A 24238-nucleotide genomic window follows, 5' to 3' on the forward strand; every position below is an offset into this window, starting at 1 on the left:
GCGAGCGGATGCGCAAGCCCGCGTCATCGCGACGCCGCGTCAGCCATGCCCGTCGCCCGCGCAAATGCCGCGAGATCCCAGCCGCGGCCGAGCAACAGCCGCCGCGTATGCAGCGCATCGTGCACGTGGTCCGGCACGGTGGCGCCGAGATAGCGCAGCGCGCGACCCTCGACGTCGACGAAGCCGTGCCGGTAGTCATGCGCGAGCGCGCCCCAGAGCTGCGCCGCGCCGACCGACTGGCGCGCGCCGCTGATCAGGCACAGACCCGCATCGAGTCCCCATCGGTACAGCGTCGTCGCGACGCCCCGGCGCTGCGCCGAGCCGCGCAGTCGCGTGTGCGGCGCGCGCAGATGGCGGTCGGCGCGGCGCGGGATTTCAGGCAGACGGTTGAATACCGTGTAGCCGGCCAGTTCGCGGGCGGCCGGGTTTTCCACATACAGGAAGTATTCGCCGTCCGCTTCGCGGTGGCGCACGATCAGGCCCGAGCGGCCGAGTGCGACGGCCGGCAGGCCGTGCAGCCGGTGGCCCGGCTGGTGCAGGCGTGCATAGAGCGCATCGAGTTCGTCGTCGATGTCGCGCTGGGAATGCTGTACGTCGATGCGCATGGCAAAGGACGCCCGTCTCGGGCGTATCGGGAAAGAGGTTCATCGCAACAGGAACAGGGAACGGGCATGGAAGCGGCCCCGGCTCGACGAGCGGGCCGGGGCCGCGAATCAGCCGGGGATGTGCTGGAAACCGGCGGCGATCGCGGCGAGACCCGCGATGCAGAATGCGAACAGGATCAGGACCTTGTGGATCACGCCTCTCTCCTCAATCAAGCATGCGCGGCGCCGCACGGGGGCGCCGCGGAGACGGTGATGGCGGGCATGGCCCGCGCGGCCGTCGTCGGACGACGACGGTCGGGTGTCCGGCGGCGTGGCGCACGCGGACGGCCAGCACCATACGCGAGGCGATCGAGCGGGACAACCGGATCGACGGGGAAAAGCGACGAAAAGCGATGAAAAGCAGGAAATCGCGTCGTTTCGCGACAATCGGCCGCAGGCGGGGCCGGGTGGGCACGTGGGCACGTGGGGGCGACCAGGCGGCGCGGCGACCGTCCGGCGCTTTCGCCGGTGCGGCCGCCCGCCGATGCGTCAGGCCGGCTGGCGCTGTCCGCCGAAGGCCTGCCGGATCCGCGCGAACAGCCCGTGCTGCGCGATCCATTCGGCGTACGCGCGATAGTCGGGATCGCGCATCAGGTGGCGTTCTTCCGTCTTCGCGCGCAGGTAGTAGATCAGGTTGACCGCGACGAGCCCCGCGCAGTGCATCAGTCCGACCTGCCAGCCGAGCGGCTCGACGAACGGCACCGACACCATCCAGTACGACAGGTTCTTCGTGATGTAGGCGGGGTGCTTCGTGAAGCGGTACGGGCCCGACGTGATGATCCCGCGGTTGGTGAGGTTCGAGAAGCGCAGCCCGAACGAGATCGTCGACAGTGCGTAGGTCATCAGCAGCAGGATGATGACGGTACCCCAGACCACGCGGATCGTCGGGGCGGACAGCAGCCAGTTGTCCCAGAACATCGAGCCTTCGTAGCGGATGTAGTTGCTCGAGATCAGCGACCAGAACGGCTGGTAGCAGATCAGCGCGGCGGTCCAGCCGAGCGCCGTCGGCTCGACGGTGCGCACATGGCTGTCGAGGATGCGGAACGTGCACAGGTAGCCGACCGTGCCGAACATCAGGTCCATCGTGAACGACAGGTCGTACAGGAACATGAAGGTCGCGAGCGTCATCGGCGCGTTCATCGCGTGGGTCAGCGACGCGCTCAGATGGTCGGCGTCCTTCGACAGGTAGACGGTCATCAGCGGCAGGAAGAACGCCTTTACGCCCCAGCCCGCGAGCATTTCGCGCACCGGCTGCCAGCTTGCCGGCCTGTCGCGGCGGAACAGGAAGCGGCCCCACAGCAGATAGGCGTCGTCGGTGTCGCGCTGGTGGCGATCCATCCACGCGAAGTAGAACGGCGCGGCGACGATCACATACGGCGCGAGCGAGCGCAGCAGCGACCAGAACGGCAGGTAGAACGTGCTGTGGTATTCGGGCAGCAGCCAGTAGATCGTGCCGATGCCCGCGTAGATCGACGCGAGCGCGCCGAGCCGCGTCGCGACGCGCGCGATGCCGAGCGGTCGCACGGCCTGGCGCGACAGCCCCGCACTCGGGCGCAGGTAGATGCGCGAGATCAGCAGTTCGTGCAGCGCGATCGTGCCGATGATCGCGAGGCTCGCGATCACGGCGCGCGTCGCCGCGTCGAGACCCGGCTGGTCGCGCGTGATCCACAGCGCGACCAGACCGGCCGTGATGCCGAGCAGGCCGGCGCGAAATGGCGTGGCGGAACGGGGCGGGTGGTCCTGGACCGCGGCGATGCCGTCGAGCGTGGAATTCATGGTGTGATCCTCGTCGGGAACGTGGCCGGCGTCCCCGCTTGGCGGGTGACGCCGGCTGTCGGCCGGGCTGTCGGAAATCGCGCGCCCGGCCATTGGCCTGTCGTTCTGATGGAGACTGCGTTACTTCTTGGTGCCGCCGCCCAGCAGCCCGCCGAGCAGGTTCGTCACCGGCGACAGCAGGTTGTTCGTACCGCCTGCCGCACCGCCGTTCGAGCTGCCGCTCAGGCCGGCCGACACGGTGCCGCTGCCGCCCGGCGTCGTCACCGTGCCGGCCGCGCTGCCCGGGGTGACCGTGCCGTTGGCGCCTGCGCCGCCGGCGGGCGTCGTCAGCGAACCGGTCAGCGTGCCGACCGGGCCGCTCGTCAGCAGGCCGCCGAGGCTGCCCGTCACGTTGCCGCCCGGCGTCGTGACCGTGCCCGTCAGGCTGGCGCCGAGCGGCGTCAGCGCGTTGACGAGGTTGGTGACCGGCGACAGCAGGCCGCCGACACCCGAGCCGCCGGTGCCGCTCGTTCCGCTGGTGCCGCCCGAACCGCTCGAGCTGCCGCCGACGCCGCCGAGCGCGCCGGTCAGGTTGCCGAGCAGGCCGGTGATCGGTGCGAGCGGGTTGCTGCCGCCGGTGCCGCTGGTTCCGCCCGAACCGCTCGAGCTGCCGCCGACGCCGCCGAGCGCGCCAGTCAGGTTGCCGAGCAGGCCGGTGATCGGCGCGAGCGGGTTGCTGCCGCCCGTGCCGCTGCTGGAACTGCCCGCGCTGTTGTCGTGCACCAGGCCGCCGGTCGACGTCACCGTGTTGCCGAGCTGGGTCACGACGCCGCCGAGGCCCTGGCCGAGCGAATTGTCGGTTGCGCCGCCGACCTTCGAGCCGGCGAGGCCGAGGCCGTTGCCGAGCGCGCCCAGCAGGCCGTTCAGCGGCGTGCCGAGCAGCGTCGCGCCGCCGAGCGTCTGCGTGACGCCCGGCGTCTGGACGCCGCCGGTCAGCGTGTTCGTGATCGGGTTGATCACCTTGCCGAGCTGCGTTTCGAGCTGCTGGACCGGCGAGCTGCTCAGTGCGGTGTTGAGGCCCGACGCGGTCGAGTTGACGGCGCCGCCGACCGTGTTGACGAGGTCGCCGACCAGCGTCGTCACCGGCGAGAGCGGCGACAGCGGGCCCGAGCCGAGGCTCTTGACCGCGTTGCCGAGGTTGTTGACCGCGCCGCCGGCACCCGTCAGCAGGCCGGTGGTCGACGTCAGCGTCGGCCCGAGCGGGTTCGCCGACACGCCGATCGAGCCGAGGCCGGCCGCGACGCCGTTGCCGAGCGACTGCACGCCGTTGCCGAGGCTCGTGACCGCATTGCCGATGCTGGTGGCCGTCGTCGGGTTGGTGCCGGGGATCTGCACGCCGCCGATCTGGCTGCCGCCGTTCGCGACTGCGGTGCCGAGCGACGTGACGAGGTTGCCGGATTTCTGCAGCACGTTGCCGAGCGGGGTGACGCCGGAGCCGGAGGTGCCGGACGTACCCGAGGTGCCGGAGGTGCCGGAAGTGCCCGAGGTGCCGGAGGTGCCGGAGGTGCCGGAGGTGCCGGAAGTGCCCGAGGTGCCCGAGGTGCCGGAAGTTCCCGACGTACCGGAAGTCCCCGACGTACCTGAAGTGCCCGAGGTGCCGGACGTGCCCGAGGTGCCCGAGGTGCCCGAGGTGCCCGAGGTGCCCGAGGTGCCCGACGTACCGGAAGTCCCCGACGTACCGGAAGTGCCCGAGGTGCCGGACGTGCCCGACGTGCCGGAAGTACCCGACGTGCCGGAAGTACCCGACGTGCCGGAAGTACCCGACGTGCCGGACGTGCCGGACGTGCCGGACGTGCCCGAGGTGCCGGAAGTACCCGACGTGCCGGAAGTACCCGACGTGCCGGAAGTACCCGACGTGCCGGAAGTACCCGACGTGCCGGACGTGCCCGAGGTGCCGGACGTGCCCGAGGTGCCGGAAGTACCCGAGGTGCCGGAAGTGCCTGACGTCCCCGAACTGCCGGAGCTCCCCGACGTACCCGAGCTACCCGACGTCCCCGACGTGCCCCCGCCGGACGTCCCGGACGAACTGGGTTTCACGACGGGCGGCGTGGTCGGTCCGTCGACGGAGCCGCAGCCGTACAGGGCGAGAAGCGACGAGACAGCCAGCGATACGGTCGTCTTTTTGAAGTAGTTATGCATGTTGGCCTCGACATTGGAAATGTGTCCAAGCCTCCACTGCAAATTCCGCGCCACGGCAGGTTTCGCGAAACGGTCTTGCGCTTTATTGCAGGAATCGGGAGTTTCGGCGCGATTTAAACGGGATAACGGCGCTTTCGCGGAACGGGCATGCGTGACGCGGCGGCCAGCTTGTCGCGATGTTCCCGTAAGGCGCCGTAACGCGCGGCCGGATGTTACGTAGCGCGGGACGTGACCGACCTGACGTTACGCGGCGGCCGACCGGGCGAAGAATCTTTGACGAAACGCCGGGGCTCCGCAAACATGGTGCGACGTCCCCGGTCGCCGGTATGCCGAAGCGGCCGCGACTCCATACAGGAAGGACACGCACATGAGCGAACAGGACAGGGAAGACGGCAAGGCGCGGCGGATCGACGTGATGGGCGAGGCGTTCGTCGAGCGCGCGATGCGCGATCTCGACGGCTTTTCGCGGCCGCTGCAGGACTGGCTGAACGAGCATGCGTGGGGCAGCACGTGGCAGCGCGGCGGGATCGACCTGAAGACGCGCAGCCTGTGCACGTGCGCGATGCTGGCGGCGCTCGGCCGCAGCACGGAGCTGAAGGGGCATGTGCGCGGCGCGCTCAACAACGGCGCGAGCCTCGTCGAGATTCGCGAGGTGCTGCTGCACAGCGCGCTTTACGCGGGCGCGCCGGCGGCGGTCGAGGCGTTCCGCAGCGCGCGCGAGGTGATCGCGGAGCTCGGCCTGACGCTGCCGGACGACGAAACCTGAGCGTCCGTCGCGTCTTTCGGCGGCCTGGCGCACGCCGATCGACGACCGGAATGCCCGCCAGCCGGGCCTGCCCGCCACGCGAACATTTCGCCGGCCTCGGTATCGGACGCGCTCATGCACGCGGCCGCCGCCGGGCGAGCCAGAACGAACCCGGACGACGGTTACTCAGTGCTCGACGCGCGCTGCCTGCTGCGCCTGCGCTGCCGCATCGACCGGTTCGGCCGCGACGTCGAGCAGCCAGTCGGCGGTCGCATCCGGAATCGTCACGGGCAGCATGTGGCCGCCCTCGACGACCTTCAGCCGCACGCGCGCCGACTTCTGCGCAAGCGCCTCGCCGTGCTCGCGCCAGTTCAGGATCGGGTCGGCGCGGCCGTACAGCACGTCGACCGGCAGCGCCAGTTCCGCATAACGCTGCTCCATCGCGGGCAGGTCGGTCGGCGCGGACAACAGGTCCGTGGCCGTCGCATAGAAGCTGTCCGGTCGCAGCCCGAGCAGGCCGCCGCCCTTGACCGGGAAGTCGCGCGGCACGTCTTCGGGCGCGAACACCTGGCGCACGGCCTTGCGGCCGGTCAGGATCGTCAGCGGAATCGCGAAGGTCCACGACACGAAGCGGCGCACCAGCGGCGACGGCAGCATCAGCGGCCGGAACGGCGCCGGCGGCTCGGACTGCGGGTGCGACAGCGGCGCGATCAGCGCGAGCCGGCTCACGCGCTCCGGATGATTGAGGCCGACCGCGAGCGCGATCGCGCCGCCGAGCGAGTGGCCGACGAGCACCGGCCGGTCGAGCCGCAGCGCGTCGATGAACGCGGCGACCGTGCGCGCCTGCGCGTAGACGTTCGCCTGCGAGCCTGCGCCGCGGATCGAGCGGCCCGCGCCGGGCCGGTCGAGCAGGATCACGCGATGCCGCTGCGCGAGCCGCGCGAGCGGCAGGTACGCGAAGTTGCGCAACTGCCCGGCGAGCCCGTGGACGAACACGAGCGGCGGCCCGTTGCCGTATTCGACATAGTGGATGCGGTCGCCGCCGACGTCGACGAAGCGCCCTTCGGGCGGAAACGCGCGCGTCACGCGGCGCGCGACGTAGGCGGCAAACAGCGCGAGGGCCGCGAACACCGCGACGGCGGCGATCAGTACGTTCTGGATCAGATGCAGCGTCGTGCTCATGTCGGCCTCAGCGGGTTTCGAGTACGGGTTCGGCAACCGGCGCGGCTGCCGGGACGGTTTTTGCGCGGCGTTCGAAGTGCATCGCCGAATCGGCGAGTGCGCTGAACTTCAGCGAGGCGAGATCGAGCACGTAGTTCTGATGGAATTTCCACGGCTTGCGGTGGCCCTGCTTCGGCAGGATGCCGGCCGCGCGCTGGATGTAGCCCGAGCTCAGGTTGACGGCAGGCACGTCGCCGAGGTCGCCCGCGCGAAGACGCGGCACGCAGGTGTCGTACCCGTTCGCGTGCATGTGGTTGAGCAGCCGGCACACGTAGCGCGCGATCAGCTCGGCCTTCAGCGTCTACGATGCGTTGGTATAGCCGAACGACGACGCGAGGTTCGGCACGCCGCTGTACATCATGCCCTTGTACGACACGGTGTCCGGCAGGTTGACCGCGCGGCCGTCGACCGTCACCTGCGCGCCGCCGAGCATCTTCACCTTCAGCCCGGTCGCGCTGACGACCACGTCCGCGTCGAGCTGCTGGCCGCTCTTCAGGCGGATGCCGGTCGGCGTGAAGCGCTCGATCTCGTCGGTGACGATCGACGCGCGGCCCGCACGGATCGACTTGAACAGGTCGCCGTTCGGCACGAGGCACAGCCGCTGGTCCCACGGGTTGTAGCGCGGCGTCAGGTGCTTCGCGACGTCGAAGCCGGGGCCGAGCTGCTTGCCGGCCGCGCGGATGATGAACTTCTTCGTCGCGTCGGGCTTGCGGCGCGCGAGATTGTAGAAGTACATCGTCAGCAGGACGTTCTTGATCCGCACCAGCCGGTGCGCGAGCCGCGACGGCAGCACGCTGCGCAGCGCATTCGCGATCTTGTCGCGCGCGGGCAGCGACACGATGTAGGTCGGCGAGCGCTGCAGCATCGTCACGTGCTGCGCGTCCGCGGCCATCGACGGCACCAGCGTGACGGCGGTCGCGCCGCTGCCGATCACGACCACGCGCCGGTTCGCGTACGACAGGTCCTTCGGCCAGTGCTGCGGATGCACGAGGCGGCCCTCGAACGCATCCATGCCGGGCCAGTCGGGCTGGTAGCCCGCGTCGTAGTCGTAGTAGCCGCTGCACATGTACAGGAAGCGGCACGTATAGACGAGCGTGTCGGTCGCGCCGTCGCGCGTGCGCTCGACGCGCACGGTCCAGCGTGCGCGGTTCGAATCCCAATCGGCCGCGACGACCTTCTGTCCGTAGCGGATCGTCTTGTCGATGCCGTAGGCGCGTGCGGTGTCGCGAATGTAGTCGAGGATCGTCTGGCCATCCGAGATCGCCTTGTCGCTGTGCCACGGGCGGAAGCTGTAGCCGAGCGTGAACATGTCGGAATCCGAACGGATGCCCGGATAGCGGAACAGGTCCCAGGTGCCGCCGATCGCGTCGCGCGCCTCGACGATCGCGACGCTCGCGAACGGGCAGCGCTGCTTCAGGTGATACGCGGCGCCGATGCCGGACAGGCCGGCGCCGACGATCAGCACGTCGAGGTCGCAGAGATTGCCGCCGTCGCGGCGGCTGCCGGCAGGCTCGGGCGGCGCGTCGCGCCGGTCGGTCGTCGTCGTCGGGGTCATGCGGGGTCCTTGGTCGGCGTGGTCGGGAGCGCGCCCGCTGCGTGCGCGCGTTCGAGATTGCGCGCGCGGGCGCGGCGCACGTGGCGAAGCATCAGCCACTGGTAGCCGGCGCCGAGCAGGCGTGCGATCCGGTCGAGCCGGCGCGCGTCGGCGCCGACCAGCACGCGGCGCGCATTGCGCTCGACGCCCGCGAGGATCTGCCGGGCGGCGGCGTCGGCCGTCGTCGCACTGATCAGGCGGTTCGCCTGGCGGCGATGGGTCGCTTCGTCCTGGCCCGTGAGCGCGTGGATGCTCGTGTCGACGCGGCCCGCATCGACGATGTTGGTCGCGACGCCGCCCGGATGCACGCAGGTCGCGCTGACCGGTGCACCGTCGAGTTCGAGTTCCATCCGCAGCGCTTCGGTGAAGCCGCGCACCGCGAACTTGGTCGCGTTGTACGCGCTTTGGGTGGGCATCGCGACGAGGCCGAACAGGCTCGACGTATTGACGACGTGGCCGTCTCCGGACGCGCGCAGGTGCGGCAGGAACGCCTGCGTGCCGTGCACGACGCCCCAGAAATTGATGCCGACGATCCATTCGAGATCGGCGAGGCGCGCGGTTTCGGCGCTGGCCGCCAGCGACACGCCCGCGTTGTTGAAGATCAGGTTGACCTTGCCGTGCTGCGCGCGCACGAAATCGGCCCACGCGAACACCGCGTCGCGATCGGCGACGTCGAGCCGCCGCGTGGACACGCGCACGCCGTGCCGCGCACATGCGGCGGCCGTGCCGGCGAGCGCGACTTCGTTGACGTCGGCGATCGCGACCTCGCAGCCGCGCCGCGCAAGTTCGACCGCGAGGCTGCGGCCCATGCCCGAACCGGCGCCCGTGATCGCGGCGACCTTGCCGGAAAACCCTTTCATGCGTCGTCCCTCCCGTTCCGCTTGCCTGGCGCCGATGGCGCGTCTATTGTGGTGTTTGTTGTCACCACTTTAGTTTTAGGGTGTCCTGATGTCAAATAGCGGAATGGAGAAAGCACTCGAAACGGAAAAAAGGGGTAGATCGTATGGCGGCGTGGCGCCGGAGGTACGCGCGGCCGAGCGGCGCGACGCGCTGATTCGTGCGGCCACGCGCGTGTTCGGCACGGTCGGGTTCCGCAAGGCGACCGTGCGGTCGATCTGTCAGGAAGCGAAGCTGAACGATCGCTATTTCTATGCGGCGTTCGACAGCACCGAGGACCTGTTGCGTTGCACGTACCTGCATCACGCGCAGCAGCTGCACGACGCGGTAGCGGCGGCGGTGGCCGCGCGCGGCGGCGATCTGCGCGAGCGCGTCGATGCGGGGCTGGCCGCGTTCTTCGCGTTCCTGCGCGACCCGTGCGCGGCGCGCGTGCTGCTGCTCGAGGTGATGGGCGTCAGTGCCGACACCGACGCGACGTATCAGCGAATGCTGCTCGATTTCGGCAAGCTGATCATGGCGATCGGCGCGTCGCGCGAGCCCGCGACGGCCGCGGAGCGCACCGAGCAGCGCTTGATCGGGCTGGCGCTCGTCGGCGCGATGACGAATGTCGGTGCGGCGTGGCTGCTGACCGAGTATCGCGATGCCGAGTCGCAGATGATCGCGAGTTGCAGGAAGGTGTTGCTGGGGACGCTGGGGGCAGGCCGAGACGGGTGAGTCGCCGCGCATGGTCTGCGCCGAGAAACCGTGCGTTTTGACGGTTCATGATCGCCGCCCGAACGGCGCGAGCACATCCGTGCGTTCCGGTTTCAGCATGCCGTGCTCGTCCCAGTCGTCCCAGCCGGGAAATCGCAGCGGCGTGTCGGTTCGCCAGTTTGCGAGGCGGCGCGCGAGCTGCGCGCGGTGCGCGCTCAACGACGCGGCCAGCGCTGCATCTTCCTGATACCGGTAGCCGCCGCGCGCATCCTGCACGCCGTGCGCGAGCACCGGTTCCAGCACGTCGTAGCCCATGTAGTGCAGCGAATAGTGGAGCGGCCACAGCAGCAGGTCGATGTCGCCGCCGCGGCCGCCCGGCCCGAACGTCGCGGCCGGCGCGCCGGTCGTCACCGAGCAGATCGCGCGCCGCCCGCGGAAATAGCCGCGATCGTAGCGCCGGCTGCCGGAATACAGCCCGCCGTTGACGAACACGCGATCGAACCATCCTTTCAGCATCGCGGGCGGCGCGTGCCACCAGAGCGGGAACTGGAGCACGACCAGATCCGCTTTCTCCAGGCGCGCGATCTCGCGGCGGATGTCGTCGGGCAGCGTGCCGTGCGTGCTGGCGTGACGCTGTTCGACCAGCGCCGAAAAAACCTCGGCGTTGGCGCGATGCCGGTAGTGGCGCGGCGCCTCGACCGGATCGAAACCTTCCGCATAGAGATCCGACACGTCGACGTCGTGGCCGAGATCGCGCATCGCTTGCGCCGCGGTGTCGCGCAGCGCGGCATTGAACGAGCGGGCTTCCGGATGGCAGTGGACGATCAGCGTATTCACGACGAGGCTCCTGTTTGTCCGAGAGGCGCAGAAGGCGCGGCGGCTTGCGCCGGTATTTGCCTGATACGGTACGCGTTGCGAAAATGAACCGGAACTGGCCAATTTCGCAAACGGAGTTTGCATGGACGAACAGCGGATGTCCTGGGACGACCTGCGGCTCGTGCTGGCCGTCGCGCAGGCGGGATCGCTCGCGGGCGCGGCGCGGCGGCTCGGCGTCAGTCACGCGACGGTCTTTCGTCGGCTGGCGGCGCTCGAGGCCGGCCTGGGTGTCCGGCTGTTCGAGCGCACGCGAAGCGGGTACGCGCCGACGCCGGCCGGCGACGACGTCGCGGCCGCCGCCGAGCGGATCCAGGACGAGGTGCACGGCGTCGAGCGGCGCGTGGCCGGCCGCGACGTGCGTCCGTCGGGCACCGTGCGCGTGACGACGACCGACACGCTGCTGGCCGGGCTGTTGTCGCCGGTGTTCGCGGCATTCCGGCACGCGTGCCCCGACATCGCGCTCGACGTATCCGTATCGAACGCCGTGTTCGACCTGTCGAAGCGCGAGGCCGACGTCGCGATCCGCCCGTCGTCGTCGCCGCCCGAATGGCTGGTCGGCCGGCGGATCGGGACGATCGCGCAGGCGGTGTACGCGACGCCGGCATGGCGTGCACGCGGCGAGGACCTCGCGTGGATCGGTCCGGACCCGCGCATGGGCTACCGGCAGCTCGACCAATGGATGCGCGCACGGGGCGTCGACGATCGCTGCGCGTATCGCGTCGATACGCTGCTGGGCCTGTTCGCCGCCGCTCGCGCGGGCATCGGCGCGGCCGTGCTGCCGTGCTATCTCGCCGACGGCGACCGCGATCTCGTGCGAATCGGCGAGCGGATCGACGAACTGGCGACCGACCTGTGGCTGCTGACCCATCCGGATCTGCGCGATACCGCGCGGATTCGCGCGTTCCTGTCGTTTGTCGCGACGGCGGTCGATGCGTTGCAGGCGCGGCTGGCCGGCGTGTAGCGCGACGTTCTTCCCGCCGGCGGTCGAGTTCTTCTAATCCCGTTTCTCCTTCCATTCGACGGGCGCTTCTGTCTGCCGTTAGATAACCGTTCGCACACACGCGTCCGGCCGGCGACTTCCCATTTCTGCGGGAGATCTTTAAATATTGTCAAATTGGCGCGAGGTCGGAATATTCCGATGGTCAGGCAAATGTAATTTACTCATCATTCGGATAATTATTAAGAAATCGAAATTCGAAAACGGGGGATGCAATGAAGCCTATCGCAAAAAAACCATCGAGCTGAGCCGTTCTTTATGAAAGGAATGGCGGAATAGCCGTCGTCACAGGGGATTGCGCCGAACCGGCATGCCTTGCGCATGGGCCGGCGGGGGCAGTTCGTCCGTCTCAATAATGCCGGCTCCGATTTATTCGGAGAGCGGAGATTATTTCTCGCCGAAAAGCCGTTGCGCATATGAAACGAGCGGGTTCAATACCGGCTGGTTTTTTATGCGCAGCAATCAACGCGAATCTTGCAAGGGATCGGAATAATCGTGCGAACGAAAAAGATAATCGGCGCCGGGTTATTGGCGTTTCCGTTCGTTTGCGTCCATGCGGGGCAATTGTCGGGCGCGATGGACGTCAGCCTGCAGGTGCGAAGCGGCTGCCAGATCGGCGGCGTGGCGAGCGCCACCGATTTCGGCCGGCTCGACTTCGGCGAGCACGGACCGACCTGGGCGGACTATCCGACCGCCGATGGTCGTGCGACCGGTGGCGGGCAGGTACGCATCGCCTGCAGCCCGAACATCGACGGCTTCCTGGTTTCGATCGACAGCGGGCGGAACGGCGCGCAATCGACGCGCTACGTCGCGAAGCGCGACGCGACGGGGCGCGTCGTCGCGCGCGCGGCCTACAACGTGTACCGCGATCCGGCGCGCAGCGTGCCTTACGTGCCGCTGGTGCCGCAGTCGTTTCGCGTCGACGGCGCGCACGCCGAGGTCGCGCTGCCGCTGTTCGGCGTCGTCCAGGGCCACGCGCAGCCGCTTCCGGCCGGGACTTACGAGGATTTGCTCGGCATCACGCTCGACTGGTGACGCAGGGCGAATGACGCAGCAGCAGTTCTTTTATTCATCAAGGAAAAAACATGAACGCTCAGTGGAAACTTCTGGCGACCGTCGCTTTCGCATCGGCTTGCGCGGCCGCTCAAGCCCAGACGAGCCCGCTTACGGGGACGGTGAATGCGCAGCTCGTGCTGACCACCGGTTGCGCAATCGACGCGGGGTCGGGCTCGGTCGGCTCGACCACCTTCGGGACCCTCGACTTCGGCACGCAGCCGAGCGGCTTCACGGGTTCGCTCAATTCGCAGGCGACCGGCGGCGGGTCGACGGCGACGCAGGTGACCTGCTCGCCGGACGTATCGTCGGTGCAGGTAACGGTCGACGGCGGCCAGAACGCGGGCAAGGGCACCGGCATCGGCGCGGGCACGCGCGCGCTGGCGAACGGCGCGGCCTACGTGCCGTACGAGGTCTATGCCGATTCCGCGCATGCGAAGCAGTACGTCGCGGGCACCGCGCAGGCGGTGGCCGTGCCGACGCCGGGCGCCGCGTTCGAGCTGCCGATCTACGGCGTCGCGAACAAGACCAGCAGCAGCGCGCTGGCCGCCGGCACCTACACGGACGTGCTGAACGTCACGCTCGGCTGGTAAGCGTCGCGCTGCCATCCGTTCCAGCCTTGCGGTTTTCGCGGGAAAGCCGCGGGGCGCCTCACTTTTCCTATCGCTATGTGGACGAGCAAAAGTGTCGCGTGCGTGCTCGGCGCCGTCGTGCTGCCGGCCGCGAGCCTGGCCGATACGGCGGTGCCGACGACCGCGACTTTCACGGTCAGCGCGCAGATCGTCGCGGGGTGCGGCGTCGCGGGCGGCGGCGCGGGGAGCGGGCTGAATTTCGGCACGCTCGATTTCGGCGCGCATCCGGCGATCGCGACCGGCGACGTCGGCGCGGCGACGAGCGGCAGCGCGCTGCAGATCGAATGCTCGCCCGGCTCGACGCTGAAGATGAGCGTCGACGGCGGCGGCCAGCCGAGCGCGGGCAATACGCAGCGCAACCTGCAAGGCCCCGGCGGCGCGCGGGTCGCGTACCGCCTGTACGCGGACGCGGCGCATACGCAGGCGATCGGCGTCGGCCAGACGATCTCGATCCCGGTGTCGGGCGCGACGAGCCTGCCGATCTACGGCGCGCTCACGCTGCCCGGCGGCGCGGTGCCCGTCGGCACCTATACCGATGTCGCGCAGGTCACGCTGAGCTACTGAATCAATCAGGAATACATGATGAATGATGGAGTCGTCGATCGTGGTGCCGGCCGAACGCTGCAGCGTGCGATGCGCGTCGCGCTCGCCGCGCTGTCGCTCGCGGGGGCGGGCGCTGCGCAGGCTGCCGCTTCCGTGATGATCTGGCCGATCGATCCGGTGATCGACAGCGATCAGCGGGCGGCCGCGCTGTGGCTCGAAAACCGCGATACGCGGCCGGTCACGCTGCAGATCCGCGTGCTCGGCTGGCGCGAGGAAGGCGGCGAGGATCTGTATGCGGAAGACCAGAACCGCATCGCCGGCAGTCCGCCGATGGCGACGGTGCCGCCCGGCAAGCGTCAGCTGATCCGGCTGACGCGACTCGCGGAAAGCGCGCCCGGCACCGAGGAAGCGTATCGCGTGCTGATCGACGAAATCCCGCAGCCGGACGACGGCGCCGCGCAGCAGGACGGTCGCGCGCAGCTCGGCGTGAAGTTCCAGATGCATTACTCGATCCCGCTGTTCGTATACGGACAGGGGCTGTGGACCAAGGAGAACCCGGAGCGCAAACGCGATCCGGCCACGGCTGCGCAGCCGGCGCTGAGCTGGCATGTCGCGCGCGACGGCGGCAAGCGCTGGCTCGTGATGACGAATCGCGGCCCGGTGCACGCGCGCATCACGCAGGTCGCGTTCGACGCGCCGGGCGCGCGCACCGATGTCGCGCGCGGGCTGCTCGGCTACGTGCTGCCCGGCGCGCAAATGCGCTGGGAACTGCCGGAGAGCGTCAGGCTCGCGGCCGCGCCGAAGCTGGTCGCGACCGTCAACGGCAAGACCGGCGTCGCGATCGAACCGGACGCCGGCGACGCGCGCCAGTGACATCGCGCCGTCGACAACAGACGAGCACATCAACGACACGGGGACGGCCTTGAAGCGGGGGATTCGAATGAAGGGCGAGCGGTTGCCGCGCCTGCGCGGCGCCGCGTGGGCGGTCGGCTTCGCGTTCGCGGCGGCGGGATCGGCGCACGCGCACGACGCGCTGCAGCTGGCCGACAATTTCGGCCGCGCGCTGCCGCCGCCGAGCCAGTCGATGCGCAGCGCCACGCTGTATCTGGAGCTGGTGGTCAATGCGCTGCCGACCGGGCATATCGTGCCGGTGCGCTATCAGGACGGCGCGTACTACGTGCGCGCCGGCGATCTCGCGAAGGTGTCGGTGCGCACCGGCGCCGAGCCCGACCGGATGGTCGATCTCGCGAAGCTGGACGGCGTCGAGGTCGAGTACGACAGCACCGGTCAGCGTCTCGCGCTGACCGTGCCGCCGGACTGGCTGCCGCAGCAGACGGTCGGATCCGCGCGGCTGTACGACCGCACGCCGGCAGCGGTCAGCTTCGGGATGCTGTTCAACTACGACGTCTACACCAGTTCGCCGACGCGTGGGCCGAGCTATACGTCGGCCTGGACCGAGCAGCGGCTGTTCGACCGATGGGGCACGCTGGCCAACACCGGCGTCTACCGCAAGTCGTACGGCAGCGGCGCGGGCGCGCCGGGCGACAACCGCTATCTGCGCTACGACACCACCTGGAGCTATTCCGACCAGGACCGGATGATCACCTATTCGGCGGGCGACGTGATCACGGGCGCGCTGTCGTGGACCAGCGCCGTGCGGCTCGGCGGCGTGTCGGTCGCGCGCGACTTCGCGGTGCGGCCGGACATCGTCACCTATCCGCTGCCGCAGTTCGCCGGGCAGGCGGCGGTGCCGACCGCGGTCGACCTGTTCGTCAACGGCAGCAAGACGGCGAGCGGGCAGGTGAACCCGGGGCCGTTCGCGCTCGACAACGTGCCGTTCATCAACGGTGCCGGCGAGGCGACGGTCGTGACGACCGACGCGCTCGGCCGTCAGGTCGCGACCACGATCCCGTTCTACGTCGCCAACACGCTGCTGCAGAAGGGGCTGGTCGACTACGCGCTGTCGCTGGGCGCGATGCGCCGCAACTACGGGATCAGCTCGTTCTCGTACGGCAAGTTCGCGGCGTCGGGCACCGCGCGCTACGGCCTGACCGACTATCTGACCGTCGAAGGGCATGCGGAAGGCGGCGAGCGGCTCGCGCTCGGCGGGCTCGGCTTCGATCTCGGCGTCGGCATGTTCGGCGTGCTCAATGCGGCGGCGACGCAGAGCAGCCTCGCCGGTTCGTCGGGGCAGCAGTACGCGTTCGGCTACAGCTACACGTCGCAGCGTTTCAGCGTCGCGCTGCAGCGGATCCAGCGCACCGGCGGGTTCCGCGACCTGTCGGTCTACGACCTGCCGTCGAACATCGGCTACCGGCTGGTTCGCAGCAGCACGCAGGCAACCGGCGCGCTGAATCTCGGCGCCCTCGGCGGCACGCTCGGCGGCGGCTACTTCGACGTGCGCGGCGGCGACGGCTCGCGCACGCGGATCGCGAACCTGTCGTATACGCGGCCGCTGTTCGGGCGCGCGACGCTCTATGCGTCGCTCAACAAGACGATCGGCGATCGCGGCGTCGCCGCGCAGATGCAGCTGATCGTGCCGATCGGCGGCCGCGGCGTGGTGACGACCGGCGCGACGCGCGACGGCGACGGCAACTGGACCGAGCGCGCGCAGTACAGCCGCAGCGTGCCGAGCGACGGCGGCCTCGGCTGGAACCTCGCATACGCGGGCGGCGCATCGCACTACCAGCAGGCCGACATGACGTGGCGCAACCGCTACTTCCAGGTGCAGGGCGGCGTGTACGGCTACGGTTCGCGCCAGGGCGGCTATACGCGCTGGGGCGAGATGCAGGGCTCGGTGGTCGTGATGGACGGCGCGGTACTGCCCGCCAATCGCGTCGACGATGCATTCGTGCTGATCGACACGCAAGGCCAGAAGGGCGTGCCGGTGCGCTACGAGAACCAGCTGGTCGGCACGACCGATGCGGGCGGCCATCTGCTGGTGCCGTGGTCGCCGTCGTTCTATGCGGCCAAGTACGAGATCGATCCGCTCGGCCTGCCGGCCAACCTGCGCGTGCCGACGGTCGAGCGCCGCGTCGCGGTGCGGCAGCGCGCGGGCGCGCTGGTCTCGTTCCCGATCGAGCGGATCGTGGCGGCGAGCATCCGGCTCGTCGACGGCGCGGGCAAGCCGCTCAAGGTCGGATCGCGCGTCGTGCATCGCGAGAGCGGGCAGACCGCGCTGGTCGGCTGGAACGGCGAGACCTATTTCGAAGGCCTGTCCACCGTCAATCACCTGAGCGTGACGAAGCCGGACGGCAGCCATTGCGACGCGCGCTTCGACGCCGACATGAACGCGAACGCGACGAGCCGGGTCGGGCCGCTCGTCTGCGGCGAATGACAACAGGATCGACAGAATGGAAATCATTGGCCAATTGATGCGCCGCATCGTGCTGACCGCGGCGCTCGGGCTGCTCGCGCCGCTGCAAGCGCACGCCGACTGCACGACTTCGTCGCCGATGCCGGCCGCGTTCGGCACGGTCACGTCGTTCGCCGTCAGGAACCAGGCGCAGACGACCTCGTCCGTCAACAGCGGCGTGTCATGCGGCGGCGCGCTGGCGGCGTTCCTCGTGATCGGCAACTACATCAACGGGACGATCGCGTCGGCGAACGGCGGCAAGCTGACCGGCCCGACGGGCGACGCGATTCCGTACACGCTGTACGCGGACAAGGACTACTCGACGCAACTCAGTCCCGGCCAGACCTACAACTGGGCGAGTACGCAGTTCCTGAGCTTCCTTGGCCTCGGTGGCGGCTCGTCGGTGCCGCTGCCGCTCTACCTGCGCACGTCGATCGGCAGCAATGTCGCGGCCGGCACCTATACCGACATGCTGACGATCAACTGGAACTGGCATGTCTGCGGCGGGATCGGCATCATCTTCTGCATCGGCTGGAACGACGGTGCGACGACCGTGACCGTGCCGGTGACGCTGACCGTGACGAACGACTGCATGATCAATGCGCCCGATGTCAGTTTCGGCGCCGCACCCACCGTATCGAGCTTCGCGCCGGTGAGCGGCAGCCTGTCGCTGGTCTGCACGAAGGGCATGGTCTATACGGTCGGCCTGAGCGCAGGCAACAACGCGGCGGCCAGCGGGCGGCGCCAGATGGCGAGCGGCGCGAACCGGCTGCAATACGACCTGTACAGCGCGGGCGGCAGCACCGTATGGGGGCAGGCGACCAATCGCGTGAACAGTGCCGGCGCGGCCGACGGCCAGTCGACCCAGCAGTTCCCGTACGCGGCCCGGATCTATCCGGACCAGGCGACGCCGCCGATCGGCACGTACACGGACAGCGTGGTCGTCGACGTGCGGTACTGACACGGCGTGGGCGGGCGAGCAGAATGAAAAAACGGCCGCCGCGACGGCTGGCGCGATGCGTCCGGCCAGGCGGAATGCGATGGTCCGTCGTGGGGCCCGAGGGCCTGTCACGACGGCGCATCGTCGACGCGGACTGCGCGGGGATTCGGCCAATCTCCGGTGAACCAGCGGCAACGCCGCGCGCAGTCGATGCGAGCAGATAGACGGGGCGTCGGATGGGATAGCGAACAGGCGATACCGGATCGTGCAGGGATTGTGCGCGGCGATCTGCATCGCGATGCTGTGCCGCGTGGCGTTCGCCATGCCGCCGGGCACCGCGAACGGCGCGCAACGTCCGCAGGCGACCGCGAATGGGTCGGCAGCGTCCGATACGGCAGGTCGCGTCGCATGTGCGACGCTGACGGCCGGCATGCTGGCGGCCGGGTTCGCGTGCATGCGCATGCGACGCGAGCTGGCGCGCGCGCGGGCCGCGTTGCACGCGACCCGTCATGCGCTTGCGGTGACCGGTCATGAACTGCGTACGCCGCTGCATGCGATGGTCGCGCTCGTCGATCTCGTTCGAGACGGCGCATTGACTGCCGAGCAGCGGCGTCTGCTGACGCTCGTGCACGACTCGGGCGAGTCGTTGTCGCGTCTGCTCGACGATATCGGCGATGCGGCGCACGTCGAGGCCGGCCGCGTGGCCGTCAGCCGCGGCGCGGTCGAGCCGCGCGTATTGCTCGACGACGTGTTCGCGCTGCTCGCGCCGCAGGCCCGTGCGAAGGGCTTGCAGTTGCGCCAGCGCGTGAGTGCGGCCGTGCCGGCGGTGCTGCGGACCGACGGCGATCGCGTGCGGCAGATTCTCGTCAATCTGCTCGGCAACGCGATCAAGTTCACCGCATCCGGCACGGTCACGCTCGATGCCGATGCCACCGCGTGCGTGGACGGCGAGGTGACATGGATCGTCACGATCGCGGACACCGGCGGCGGCATCGCCGAACACGTCTGGCCGCATCTCGTCGAACCCGATGCGAAGGGCCTGCACGGCGTGCGGCGCGACGGCGCCGGCGCGGGGCTCGGCCTCGCGATTTCGCGGCAGCTCGCGGCGCTGCTCGACGGCGAGCTGAGCCTGACGAACGAGCCGGGCGCCGGTACGACGACCACGCTGCGGCTGCGCTGCCCGGTCGTCGTTGCGCATCGTTCAGTCGCGTCGCTCGCGGGCCGCGCGATGGTCGTCGAGCATCACGATGCGTGGACTGCGGATGTGCTGCGCGCGTATGCAGCGGCGGCCGGCATGCGCGTCGTCGCGTGCGATGCGGCGTCGGACGCGATATGGGTCAGCGCGCTGCCCGGCGCGGCGGCGGTGCGGGTCGAGCTGCGCGAGCCGGGCTACGCACGGACATCGGTGCGGCTCGGCTGCGATCCGCTTGCGTGGTGCGATTTCGTCGAGGCGTGCAACCGCGCGTGCACGCTGCAACCGGAGGCGGACACCGAACCGGCCGCGGACGCGCGGCACTCGCCGGGCGACGGCTGTCGCGTGCTGGTCGTCGACGATCACGCGCTGCATCGCGAAGCGTTGCAGCGTCGGCTCGAACAGATCGGGCATCGCGTGACGGCATGCGGCAGCGCCCGCGCTGCGCTCGATGCGCTCGAATCCGGCGCGGCCGACGTCGATGTCGTGATCACGGACTGCCTGATGCCGGGGATGGACGGTGCGGCCTTGACCCACGCGTTGCGCACGCATGCAAGACCGCATCTGCGATCGCTGCCGGTCGTGGGCCTGACCGCGCTCGCCGACGACCGGCGCGGCATGGACGCGGGCATGGCGGCGTGCCTGCGCAAGCCGGTCGACGCGCAGCTGCTGCGCGCGACGCTCGATACGGCGATGCGCGCGGCGCACCGGCGCGACGGCGTTGCGCCGCGCGCGCGCGAAGCCGCCGCGACGGTGCGGTACTTTGACGCCGCGGCGCTCGACGACGACGTGCTGCTGCTTGCCTTCGGGATTTCGTCACGCCCCGATTCGAGCGTGCTCGATATACTCGCGCTGTGTCGCCGGTCGTTGTCGGACGATCGCGATGCGCTGGCGAACGCGCTGCGCGACGACGAGCGGATTGCGCTGCGCAGGTGGTGCCATACGGCAAGCGGAACCTTCAGCCTGTTCCGCCAGCCGCACGTCGACGCGCTGGTCGACGGTTTGCGCGCCAGTGCGGCGTTCGGCGATGCCCGCGCGATACGCGCGGCGGGCGCCGAGATGATGAGCGCGATGGACTATCTGATCGCGCATGTGGAACGTCTGGCGGCGAGCGTCGAGCGCCCCGGCGGCGTGGGACAGGAGCAACGCAAAGGGGGCGAGGCGTGAGCGTGCGGGTTGTGATAGCGGATGATCATCCGTTGACGGTGCTGGGGATTCGTCAGGTGCTTTCCGGGGCGCCGGATCTGGTCGTGGTCGACGAGGCGGGCGAGCCGGGCGCGCTGCTCGACTGTCTTGCGCGCACATGTTGCGACGTGGTGGTGACCGATTTCGCGATGCCGGGGCATCGGCACGCGGACGGCCTGCTGATGCTCGAAGCGATTCGTGCGGCGTTCCCGCAGGTGCGGCTCGTCGTGCTGACGATGCTCGACAATCCCGCGCTGCTGCAGCATATCCGCGATGCCGGCGCGCTGGCCGTGGTCGGCAAGCGCAGCGACCTGGACGAGCTGCCGCGCGCGATCATGGCCGCGTATCACGGACGCAGCTATTCGACTGCGTCGGTGCACCCGACGTACTCGGCCGCCGTCGATGCGGACAGCGCGCGCCCGCTCAGCCCGCGCGAAATCGAGATCGTGCGCTTGTGCGCGAACGGCATGACGATGACGGACATCGCGCTGCACTTCGATCGCAGCATCAAGACGATCAGTACCCACAAGCACAATGCGATGGACAAGCTCGGCATCAACAACGATGCCGAGCTGTTTCATTACGCGGTGAGCAACGGGCTCGCGTAGCGCTGCCGCGTCGCGCGGACGGCGATCGGGCTCAACCGCTGCGGCCGGTCTTGCGCGCCGGACGGCCGGCACGCGCCGGCATCTCGCCGATCCGCGCCTTCATCGCGTCGACGAACGCGCGCACCTTCGGCGACGGCAGTCGCGTCGACGGAAACACCGCGTGAATGCCGGCCGGCGCCGAGCGCCACGCCGGCAGCAGCCGCACGAGCCGGCCGGCCGCGACGTCGTCCGCGATCGAGAAATCCGTCAGCAGCCCGAAGCCTCCGCCCGCGAGCACGATCGCGCGGCACGCGGTCGCGGTGTTCGACACGACCGGCGCGGCGCAGCGTACGGACGCGCTGCCGCCGCGCGTGTGCTCGAGTTCGAGCGTATGCGGGCGCGGCAGCGACGACAGCATCACGAACGGCAGCGCCGCGAGCGCGGACGGGTCTTTCGGCAGACCGTGGCGCGCGACGAACGCGGGGCTCGCGACCAGCCATTTCTCGTAGGTGCCGAGCTGCACCGCGCGGTAGTTCGAATCCGCGAGGCGGCCGATGCGGATCGCGACGTCGAGGTTCTCCGCGACCAGGTCGACGACGCGGTCGTTTGCGATCAGTTCGACGTCGAGCGCCGGATGCGCGTCGCGCAGCGCGACGATCGCGGCGGCGACCACCTGTGCGCCGTAGTCGATCGGCACGCTGACGCGCAGCGTGCCGCGCAGCGGCCCGGTGTCGGACGACACCGCGTCGAGCGCGTGTTCGGTCGCCCGCACGATGTCGCGGCACGCGTCGTAGAATGCGCGCCCCGCGTCGGTCACGCTCAGCCGGCGCGTCGTGCGCACCAGCAGGTTCGCGCCGACCTCGGATTCGAGGCGCTGCATGTGCGTGCTGACGACCGTCTTCGCGAGGCCGAGCCGCTCGGCCGCGGCGGTCAGCGAACCGGCGTCGACCACCGCGACGAAGATCGCCAGCCGGTTCAGGTTCACGTTGCGCAGATCGGCCATCGTCGATTGTCCTGTCGGAAAGGATAATGTTTCCGCGATTATCGCTCTTCTGCGTGCGAACGGCGCGCGCTACGCTGGTGCCGTTCGTCGCCGATTTCCGGCGGCGCGTGATAGTGGAGTGTGTTCATGTCCGCCGCCAGCAAGCCCGCAGCCAGCAAGCCCGTCGCCCCGATTCGCGTCTATTCGTTCCCGTTGTCGGGGCATGCGCATCGGGTCCGCCTGTTCCTGTCGCTGCTGGGCCTGCCGTTCGAGACGGTCGACATCGATCTCGCGGCCGGCGCGCAGCGCGAACCGGCCTTCCTCGCGCTCAACCCGCTCGGCCAGGTGCCGGTGATCGACGACGACGGCACCGTGCTCGCCGACTCGAACGCGATCCTCGTGTACCTCGCGAAGCGCTACGGCGACGCGCACTGGCTGCCCGACGATGCGGCGGGCGCGGCGACGGTGCAGCGCTGGCTGTCGTTCGCGGCCGGCCCGATCGCGTCGGGGCCCGCGGCAGCGCGGCTCGTGACGGTGTTCGGCGCGACGCTCGACCACGATGCGGCCAAGCGCACGGCCGAGAAGCTGCTCGACGTGATCGATCGCGAACTGACCGGCAAGCCGTTCGCGGCCGGCGCACGGCCGACGATCGCCGATATTGCCGCCTACACGTACATCGCGCATGCGCCGGAAGGCGGCGTGTCGCTCGATGCGTATCCGCACCTGCGCGCGTGGCTCGCGCGCATCGAGGCGCTGCCGGGCTTCATCGGCATGCAGCCGACGCGCGCGGGCCTGCTGGCCGCCTAGCGGCCGCCGTTTCGGGAGAACGAGATGAAGCCGCCGACCGCCGCGATACCGGGATGGGATCTCGCCAGCTCGCCGTTTCATGCGGGCGAACTGGCCGTGCAGCAGCGCGCGGGCGTGATCGATGCCGCGAGCGCGATCGGCCTGCGCGGCATCCGGCGCTTCATGCCGGACCAGCATCGCGCGTTCCATGCGCAACTGCCGTTCTTCGTGCTCGGCGGCGTCGACGACGGCGGCCAGCCGTGGGCGACGCTGCGCGTCGGCGAACCGGGATTCGTGTCGTCGCCCGATGCGCGTACGCTGCGGATCGCCGGACATGCGCTGCCGGGCGATCCGCTGTCCGGTGCGTGGCGGCCGGGTGCGCTGCTCGGCGGCCTCGGCATCGAGTTCGGCACGCGCCGGCGCAACCGCGTCAATGGCGTCGTGCAGGCCGTCGACGGCGATGCGCTGACGGTCGTCGTCGAGCAAAGCTTCGGCAATTGCGCGAAATACATCCAGGCGCGCACGCCGGCCTTCGTGCCGCGCGACGCCGCCGCACGATCTGCGCCGCAGCGATCGGACCGGCTGAGCGACGCCGATGTTGCGCTGCTTGCCGGAGCCGACACGTTCTTCGTCGCCAGCGCCAACGGATCGGCGGAGGCGGGTGTCGCGCGCGGCGCGGACGTGTCGCATCGCGGCGGGATGCCGGGCTTCGTGCGGGTCGACGATGCGCGCACGCTGACGACGCCGGATTTCAGCGGCAACCGGCTGTTCAACACGCTCGGCAATCTGCAGCTCGATCCGCGCGCGGGATTGCTGTTCGTCGATTTCGAGCGCGGCGACCTGCTGCATGTCGCCGCACGCGCGGAGATCGTCTGGGACGGGCCGCTGGTCGAATCGTTCGCCGGCGCGCAGCGGGTCGTGCGCTTTCATCTGCAGGAAGTGCGGCGCAGCCCGGCCGTGCTGCCGTTCCGCTGGTCGGCGGTCGAGCGGGCGCCGCAATTCGGCTGACCGGCCGCGCGCTGCGACATGCTGCCGCAGTCCGCGTGCTGCGCGAAAATCGCGCGCAACTGCTTCTTTTTTCGGATGCCCGTCGGATCGACGATAGCGTCAACCGATAGATGAAAGGAGCACCAATCATGAAGCTGCTCGGCATGATCCGCCTGGTTCTGTGGAGTTTCTTCGGCGTGCGCAACAGCAAGGCGCACGCAGCCGATCTCGCGAACGTCAACTTCACGCTGCTGCCGTTCGTCGCGATCATCCTGGCGCTGCTGGTCGGCGCGGCGATCTACGGCGTCGTGCACCTGGTCGTCGATCCGTCGGTGACGATGCAGGGGTTCTGAGCGCCGCGTGCCGCGCCGCCGC

General features: G+C 69.6%; 22 protein-coding genes and 1 pseudogene. 15 read left to right on the forward strand and 8 right to left on the reverse strand.

Features of this window, described 5'->3' with window-relative positions; genetic code table 11:
* Positions 1-23 precede the first annotated feature (23 nt).
* The 3 genes from BST28156_RS03955 to BST28156_RS35045 form a co-directional block, all read right to left on the reverse strand.
* Positions 24-605: a histone acetyltransferase gene (locus BST28156_RS03955; RefSeq protein ID WP_174901545.1), complete on the reverse strand. Its 582-nt coding sequence runs from the start codon at positions 603-605 to the stop codon at positions 24-26.
* A gap of 528 nt (positions 606-1133) precedes the next feature.
* On the reverse strand, positions 1134-2420 hold the full coding sequence (locus BST28156_RS03960) for an isoprenylcysteine carboxylmethyltransferase family protein (RefSeq protein ID WP_174901546.1): 1287 nt from the start codon (positions 2418-2420) through the stop codon (positions 1134-1136).
* Between the two features lie 120 nt (positions 2421-2540).
* Entirely contained in the window at positions 2541-3794 is a 1254-nt protein-coding gene (locus BST28156_RS35045) for a collagen-like triple helix repeat-containing protein (RefSeq protein WP_310722007.1), read from the reverse strand.
* Between BST28156_RS35045 and BST28156_RS35050 the strand changes: the two genes are divergently transcribed.
* Together BST28156_RS35050 and BST28156_RS03970 are read left to right on the forward strand one after the other, a co-directional pair.
* On the forward strand, positions 3739-4590 hold the full coding sequence (locus tag BST28156_RS35050) for a highly repetitive protein (RefSeq protein WP_367651219.1): 852 nt from the start codon (positions 3739-3741) through the stop codon (positions 4588-4590). The two genes, BST28156_RS35045 and BST28156_RS35050, sit on opposite strands and share 56 nt — an antisense overlap.
* 375 nt (positions 4591-4965) lie before the next feature.
* Entirely contained in the window at positions 4966-5364 is a 399-nt protein-coding gene (locus BST28156_RS03970) for a carboxymuconolactone decarboxylase family protein (RefSeq protein WP_174901548.1), read from the forward strand.
* A 165-nt stretch (positions 5365-5529) separates the two neighbouring features.
* Here BST28156_RS03970 and BST28156_RS03975 read toward each other — a convergent pair whose 3' ends face one another.
* The 3 genes and pseudogenes from BST28156_RS03975 to BST28156_RS03985 form a co-directional block, all read right to left on the reverse strand.
* On the reverse strand, positions 5530-6525 hold the full coding sequence (locus BST28156_RS03975; protein WP_174901549.1) for an alpha/beta fold hydrolase: 996 nt from the start codon (positions 6523-6525) through the stop codon (positions 5530-5532).
* Between the two features lie 7 nt (positions 6526-6532).
* Positions 6533-8119: pseudogene (locus BST28156_RS03980) on the reverse strand (flavin-containing monooxygenase).
* Entirely contained in the window at positions 8116-9018 is a 903-nt protein-coding gene (locus tag BST28156_RS03985; protein WP_174901550.1) for an SDR family NAD(P)-dependent oxidoreductase, read from the reverse strand. The pseudogene BST28156_RS03980 and the gene BST28156_RS03985 overlap by 4 nt, the downstream one beginning before the upstream one ends.
* Before the next feature lie 88 nt (positions 9019-9106).
* Between BST28156_RS03985 and BST28156_RS03990 the strand changes: the two genes are divergently transcribed.
* A complete protein-coding gene (locus BST28156_RS03990; protein WP_060247384.1) occupies positions 9107-9769 on the forward strand; it encodes a TetR/AcrR family transcriptional regulator in 663 nt (220 codons plus the stop codon).
* A gap of 45 nt (positions 9770-9814) precedes the next feature.
* Here BST28156_RS03990 and BST28156_RS03995 read toward each other — a convergent pair whose 3' ends face one another.
* Positions 9815-10585, reverse strand: coding sequence for an NAD(P)H-dependent oxidoreductase (locus BST28156_RS03995; protein WP_174901551.1), 771 nt, complete (start codon positions 10583-10585; stop codon positions 9815-9817).
* 121 nt (positions 10586-10706) lie between these two features.
* Between BST28156_RS03995 and BST28156_RS04000 the strand changes: the two genes are divergently transcribed.
* From BST28156_RS04000 to BST28156_RS04040, 9 genes are all read left to right on the forward strand, one after another.
* Positions 10707-11585, forward strand: coding sequence for a LysR family transcriptional regulator (locus BST28156_RS04000; protein ID WP_174901552.1), 879 nt, complete (start codon positions 10707-10709; stop codon positions 11583-11585).
* Between the two features lie 531 nt (positions 11586-12116).
* Positions 12117-12656, forward strand: a complete 540-nt coding sequence (locus BST28156_RS04005) for a Csu type fimbrial protein (RefSeq protein WP_437341283.1) — start codon at positions 12117-12119, stop codon at positions 12654-12656.
* Between the two features lie 50 nt (positions 12657-12706).
* Positions 12707-13267, forward strand: coding sequence for a spore coat protein U domain-containing protein (locus tag BST28156_RS04010; protein ID WP_060247378.1), 561 nt, complete (start codon positions 12707-12709; stop codon positions 13265-13267).
* A gap of 75 nt (positions 13268-13342) precedes the next feature.
* Entirely contained in the window at positions 13343-13870 is a 528-nt protein-coding gene (locus BST28156_RS04015) for a Csu type fimbrial protein (RefSeq protein WP_174901553.1), read from the forward strand.
* 18 nt (positions 13871-13888) lie between these two features.
* Positions 13889-14722: a fimbrial biogenesis chaperone gene (locus tag BST28156_RS04020; RefSeq protein WP_230960628.1), complete on the forward strand. Its 834-nt coding sequence runs from the start codon at positions 13889-13891 to the stop codon at positions 14720-14722.
* Positions 14723-14789: 67 nt separating this feature from the next.
* Positions 14790-17186 (forward strand): fimbria/pilus outer membrane usher protein, encoded by a 2397-nt coding sequence (locus BST28156_RS04025; protein ID WP_174901649.1) that lies wholly within the window; start codon positions 14790-14792, stop codon positions 17184-17186.
* A gap of 16 nt (positions 17187-17202) precedes the next feature.
* The gene (locus tag BST28156_RS04030) at positions 17203-18165 is read left to right on the forward strand and encodes a Csu type fimbrial protein (protein WP_174901554.1); all 963 of its coding nucleotides are present in this window, start codon (positions 17203-17205) and stop codon (positions 18163-18165) included.
* 244 nt (positions 18166-18409) lie between these two features.
* Positions 18410-20503 (forward strand): ATP-binding protein, encoded by a 2094-nt coding sequence (locus tag BST28156_RS04035; protein ID WP_174901555.1) that lies wholly within the window; start codon positions 18410-18412, stop codon positions 20501-20503.
* Positions 20500-21129: a response regulator gene (locus tag BST28156_RS04040; RefSeq protein WP_174901556.1), complete on the forward strand. Its 630-nt coding sequence runs from the start codon at positions 20500-20502 to the stop codon at positions 21127-21129. The genes BST28156_RS04035 and BST28156_RS04040 overlap by 4 nt, the downstream gene beginning before the upstream one ends.
* Before the next feature lie 31 nt (positions 21130-21160).
* Here BST28156_RS04040 and BST28156_RS04045 read toward each other — a convergent pair whose 3' ends face one another.
* Positions 21161-22111 (reverse strand): LysR family transcriptional regulator, encoded by a 951-nt coding sequence (locus BST28156_RS04045; protein WP_174901557.1) that lies wholly within the window; start codon positions 22109-22111, stop codon positions 21161-21163.
* 126 nt (positions 22112-22237) lie between these two features.
* Between BST28156_RS04045 and BST28156_RS04050 the strand changes: the two genes are divergently transcribed.
* The 3 genes from BST28156_RS04050 to BST28156_RS04060 all read left to right on the forward strand — a co-directional run bounded on the left by BST28156_RS04050 (position 22238) and on the right by BST28156_RS04060 (position 24216).
* Positions 22238-22897 (forward strand): glutathione S-transferase family protein, encoded by a 660-nt coding sequence (locus BST28156_RS04050; protein ID WP_174901558.1) that lies wholly within the window; start codon positions 22238-22240, stop codon positions 22895-22897.
* Positions 22898-22921: 24 nt separating this feature from the next.
* Entirely contained in the window at positions 22922-23884 is a 963-nt protein-coding gene (locus BST28156_RS04055; protein WP_174901559.1) for a pyridoxamine 5'-phosphate oxidase family protein, read from the forward strand.
* Between the two features lie 128 nt (positions 23885-24012).
* Positions 24013-24216, forward strand: coding sequence for a DUF2970 domain-containing protein (locus BST28156_RS04060; RefSeq protein ID WP_060247356.1), 204 nt, complete (start codon positions 24013-24015; stop codon positions 24214-24216).
* Positions 24217-24238: the final 22 nt, after the last annotated feature.

It is taken from the genome of Burkholderia pseudomultivorans, from assembly GCF_902499075.1.
GTDB lineage: Bacteria > Pseudomonadota > Gammaproteobacteria > Burkholderiales > Burkholderiaceae > Burkholderia > Burkholderia pseudomultivorans.

Excerpts from the sequence above, each read along its gene's own strand:
- BST28156_RS03975 (WP_174901549.1), bottom strand. The coding sequence starts at position 6,525 with ATGAGCACGACGCTGCATCTGATCCAGAACGTACTGATCGCCGCCGTC.
- BST28156_RS04050 (WP_174901558.1), top strand. The coding sequence starts at position 22,238 with ATGTCCGCCGCCAGCAAGCCCGCAGCCAGCAAGCCCGTCGCCCCGATT.
- BST28156_RS04020 (WP_230960628.1), top strand. The coding sequence starts at position 13,889 with ATGAATGATGGAGTCGTCGATCGTGGTGCCGGCCGAACGCTGCAGCGT.
- BST28156_RS03960 (WP_174901546.1), bottom strand. The coding sequence starts at position 2,420 with ATGAATTCCACGCTCGACGGCATCGCCGCGGTCCAGGACCACCCGCCC.
- BST28156_RS03970 (WP_174901548.1), top strand. The coding sequence starts at position 4,966 with ATGAGCGAACAGGACAGGGAAGACGGCAAGGCGCGGCGGATCGACGTG.
- BST28156_RS04000 (WP_174901552.1), top strand. The coding sequence starts at position 10,707 with ATGGACGAACAGCGGATGTCCTGGGACGACCTGCGGCTCGTGCTGGCC.
- BST28156_RS04060 (WP_060247356.1), top strand. The coding sequence starts at position 24,013 with ATGAAGCTGCTCGGCATGATCCGCCTGGTTCTGTGGAGTTTCTTCGGC.
- BST28156_RS04045 (WP_174901557.1), bottom strand. The coding sequence starts at position 22,111 with ATGGCCGATCTGCGCAACGTGAACCTGAACCGGCTGGCGATCTTCGTC.
- BST28156_RS03985 (WP_174901550.1), bottom strand. The coding sequence starts at position 9,018 with ATGAAAGGGTTTTCCGGCAAGGTCGCCGCGATCACGGGCGCCGGTTCG.
- BST28156_RS03955 (WP_174901545.1), bottom strand. The coding sequence starts at position 605 with ATGCGCATCGACGTACAGCATTCCCAGCGCGACATCGACGACGAACTC.
- BST28156_RS04015 (WP_174901553.1), top strand. The coding sequence starts at position 13,343 with ATGTGGACGAGCAAAAGTGTCGCGTGCGTGCTCGGCGCCGTCGTGCTG.
- BST28156_RS03990 (WP_060247384.1), top strand. The coding sequence starts at position 9,107 with ATGTCAAATAGCGGAATGGAGAAAGCACTCGAAACGGAAAAAAGGGGT.
- BST28156_RS04030 (WP_174901554.1), top strand. The coding sequence starts at position 17,203 with ATGGAAATCATTGGCCAATTGATGCGCCGCATCGTGCTGACCGCGGCG.
- BST28156_RS04055 (WP_174901559.1), top strand. The coding sequence starts at position 22,922 with ATGAAGCCGCCGACCGCCGCGATACCGGGATGGGATCTCGCCAGCTCG.
- BST28156_RS04010 (WP_060247378.1), top strand. The coding sequence starts at position 12,707 with ATGAACGCTCAGTGGAAACTTCTGGCGACCGTCGCTTTCGCATCGGCT.
- BST28156_RS04025 (WP_174901649.1), top strand. The coding sequence starts at position 14,790 with ATGAAGGGCGAGCGGTTGCCGCGCCTGCGCGGCGCCGCGTGGGCGGTC.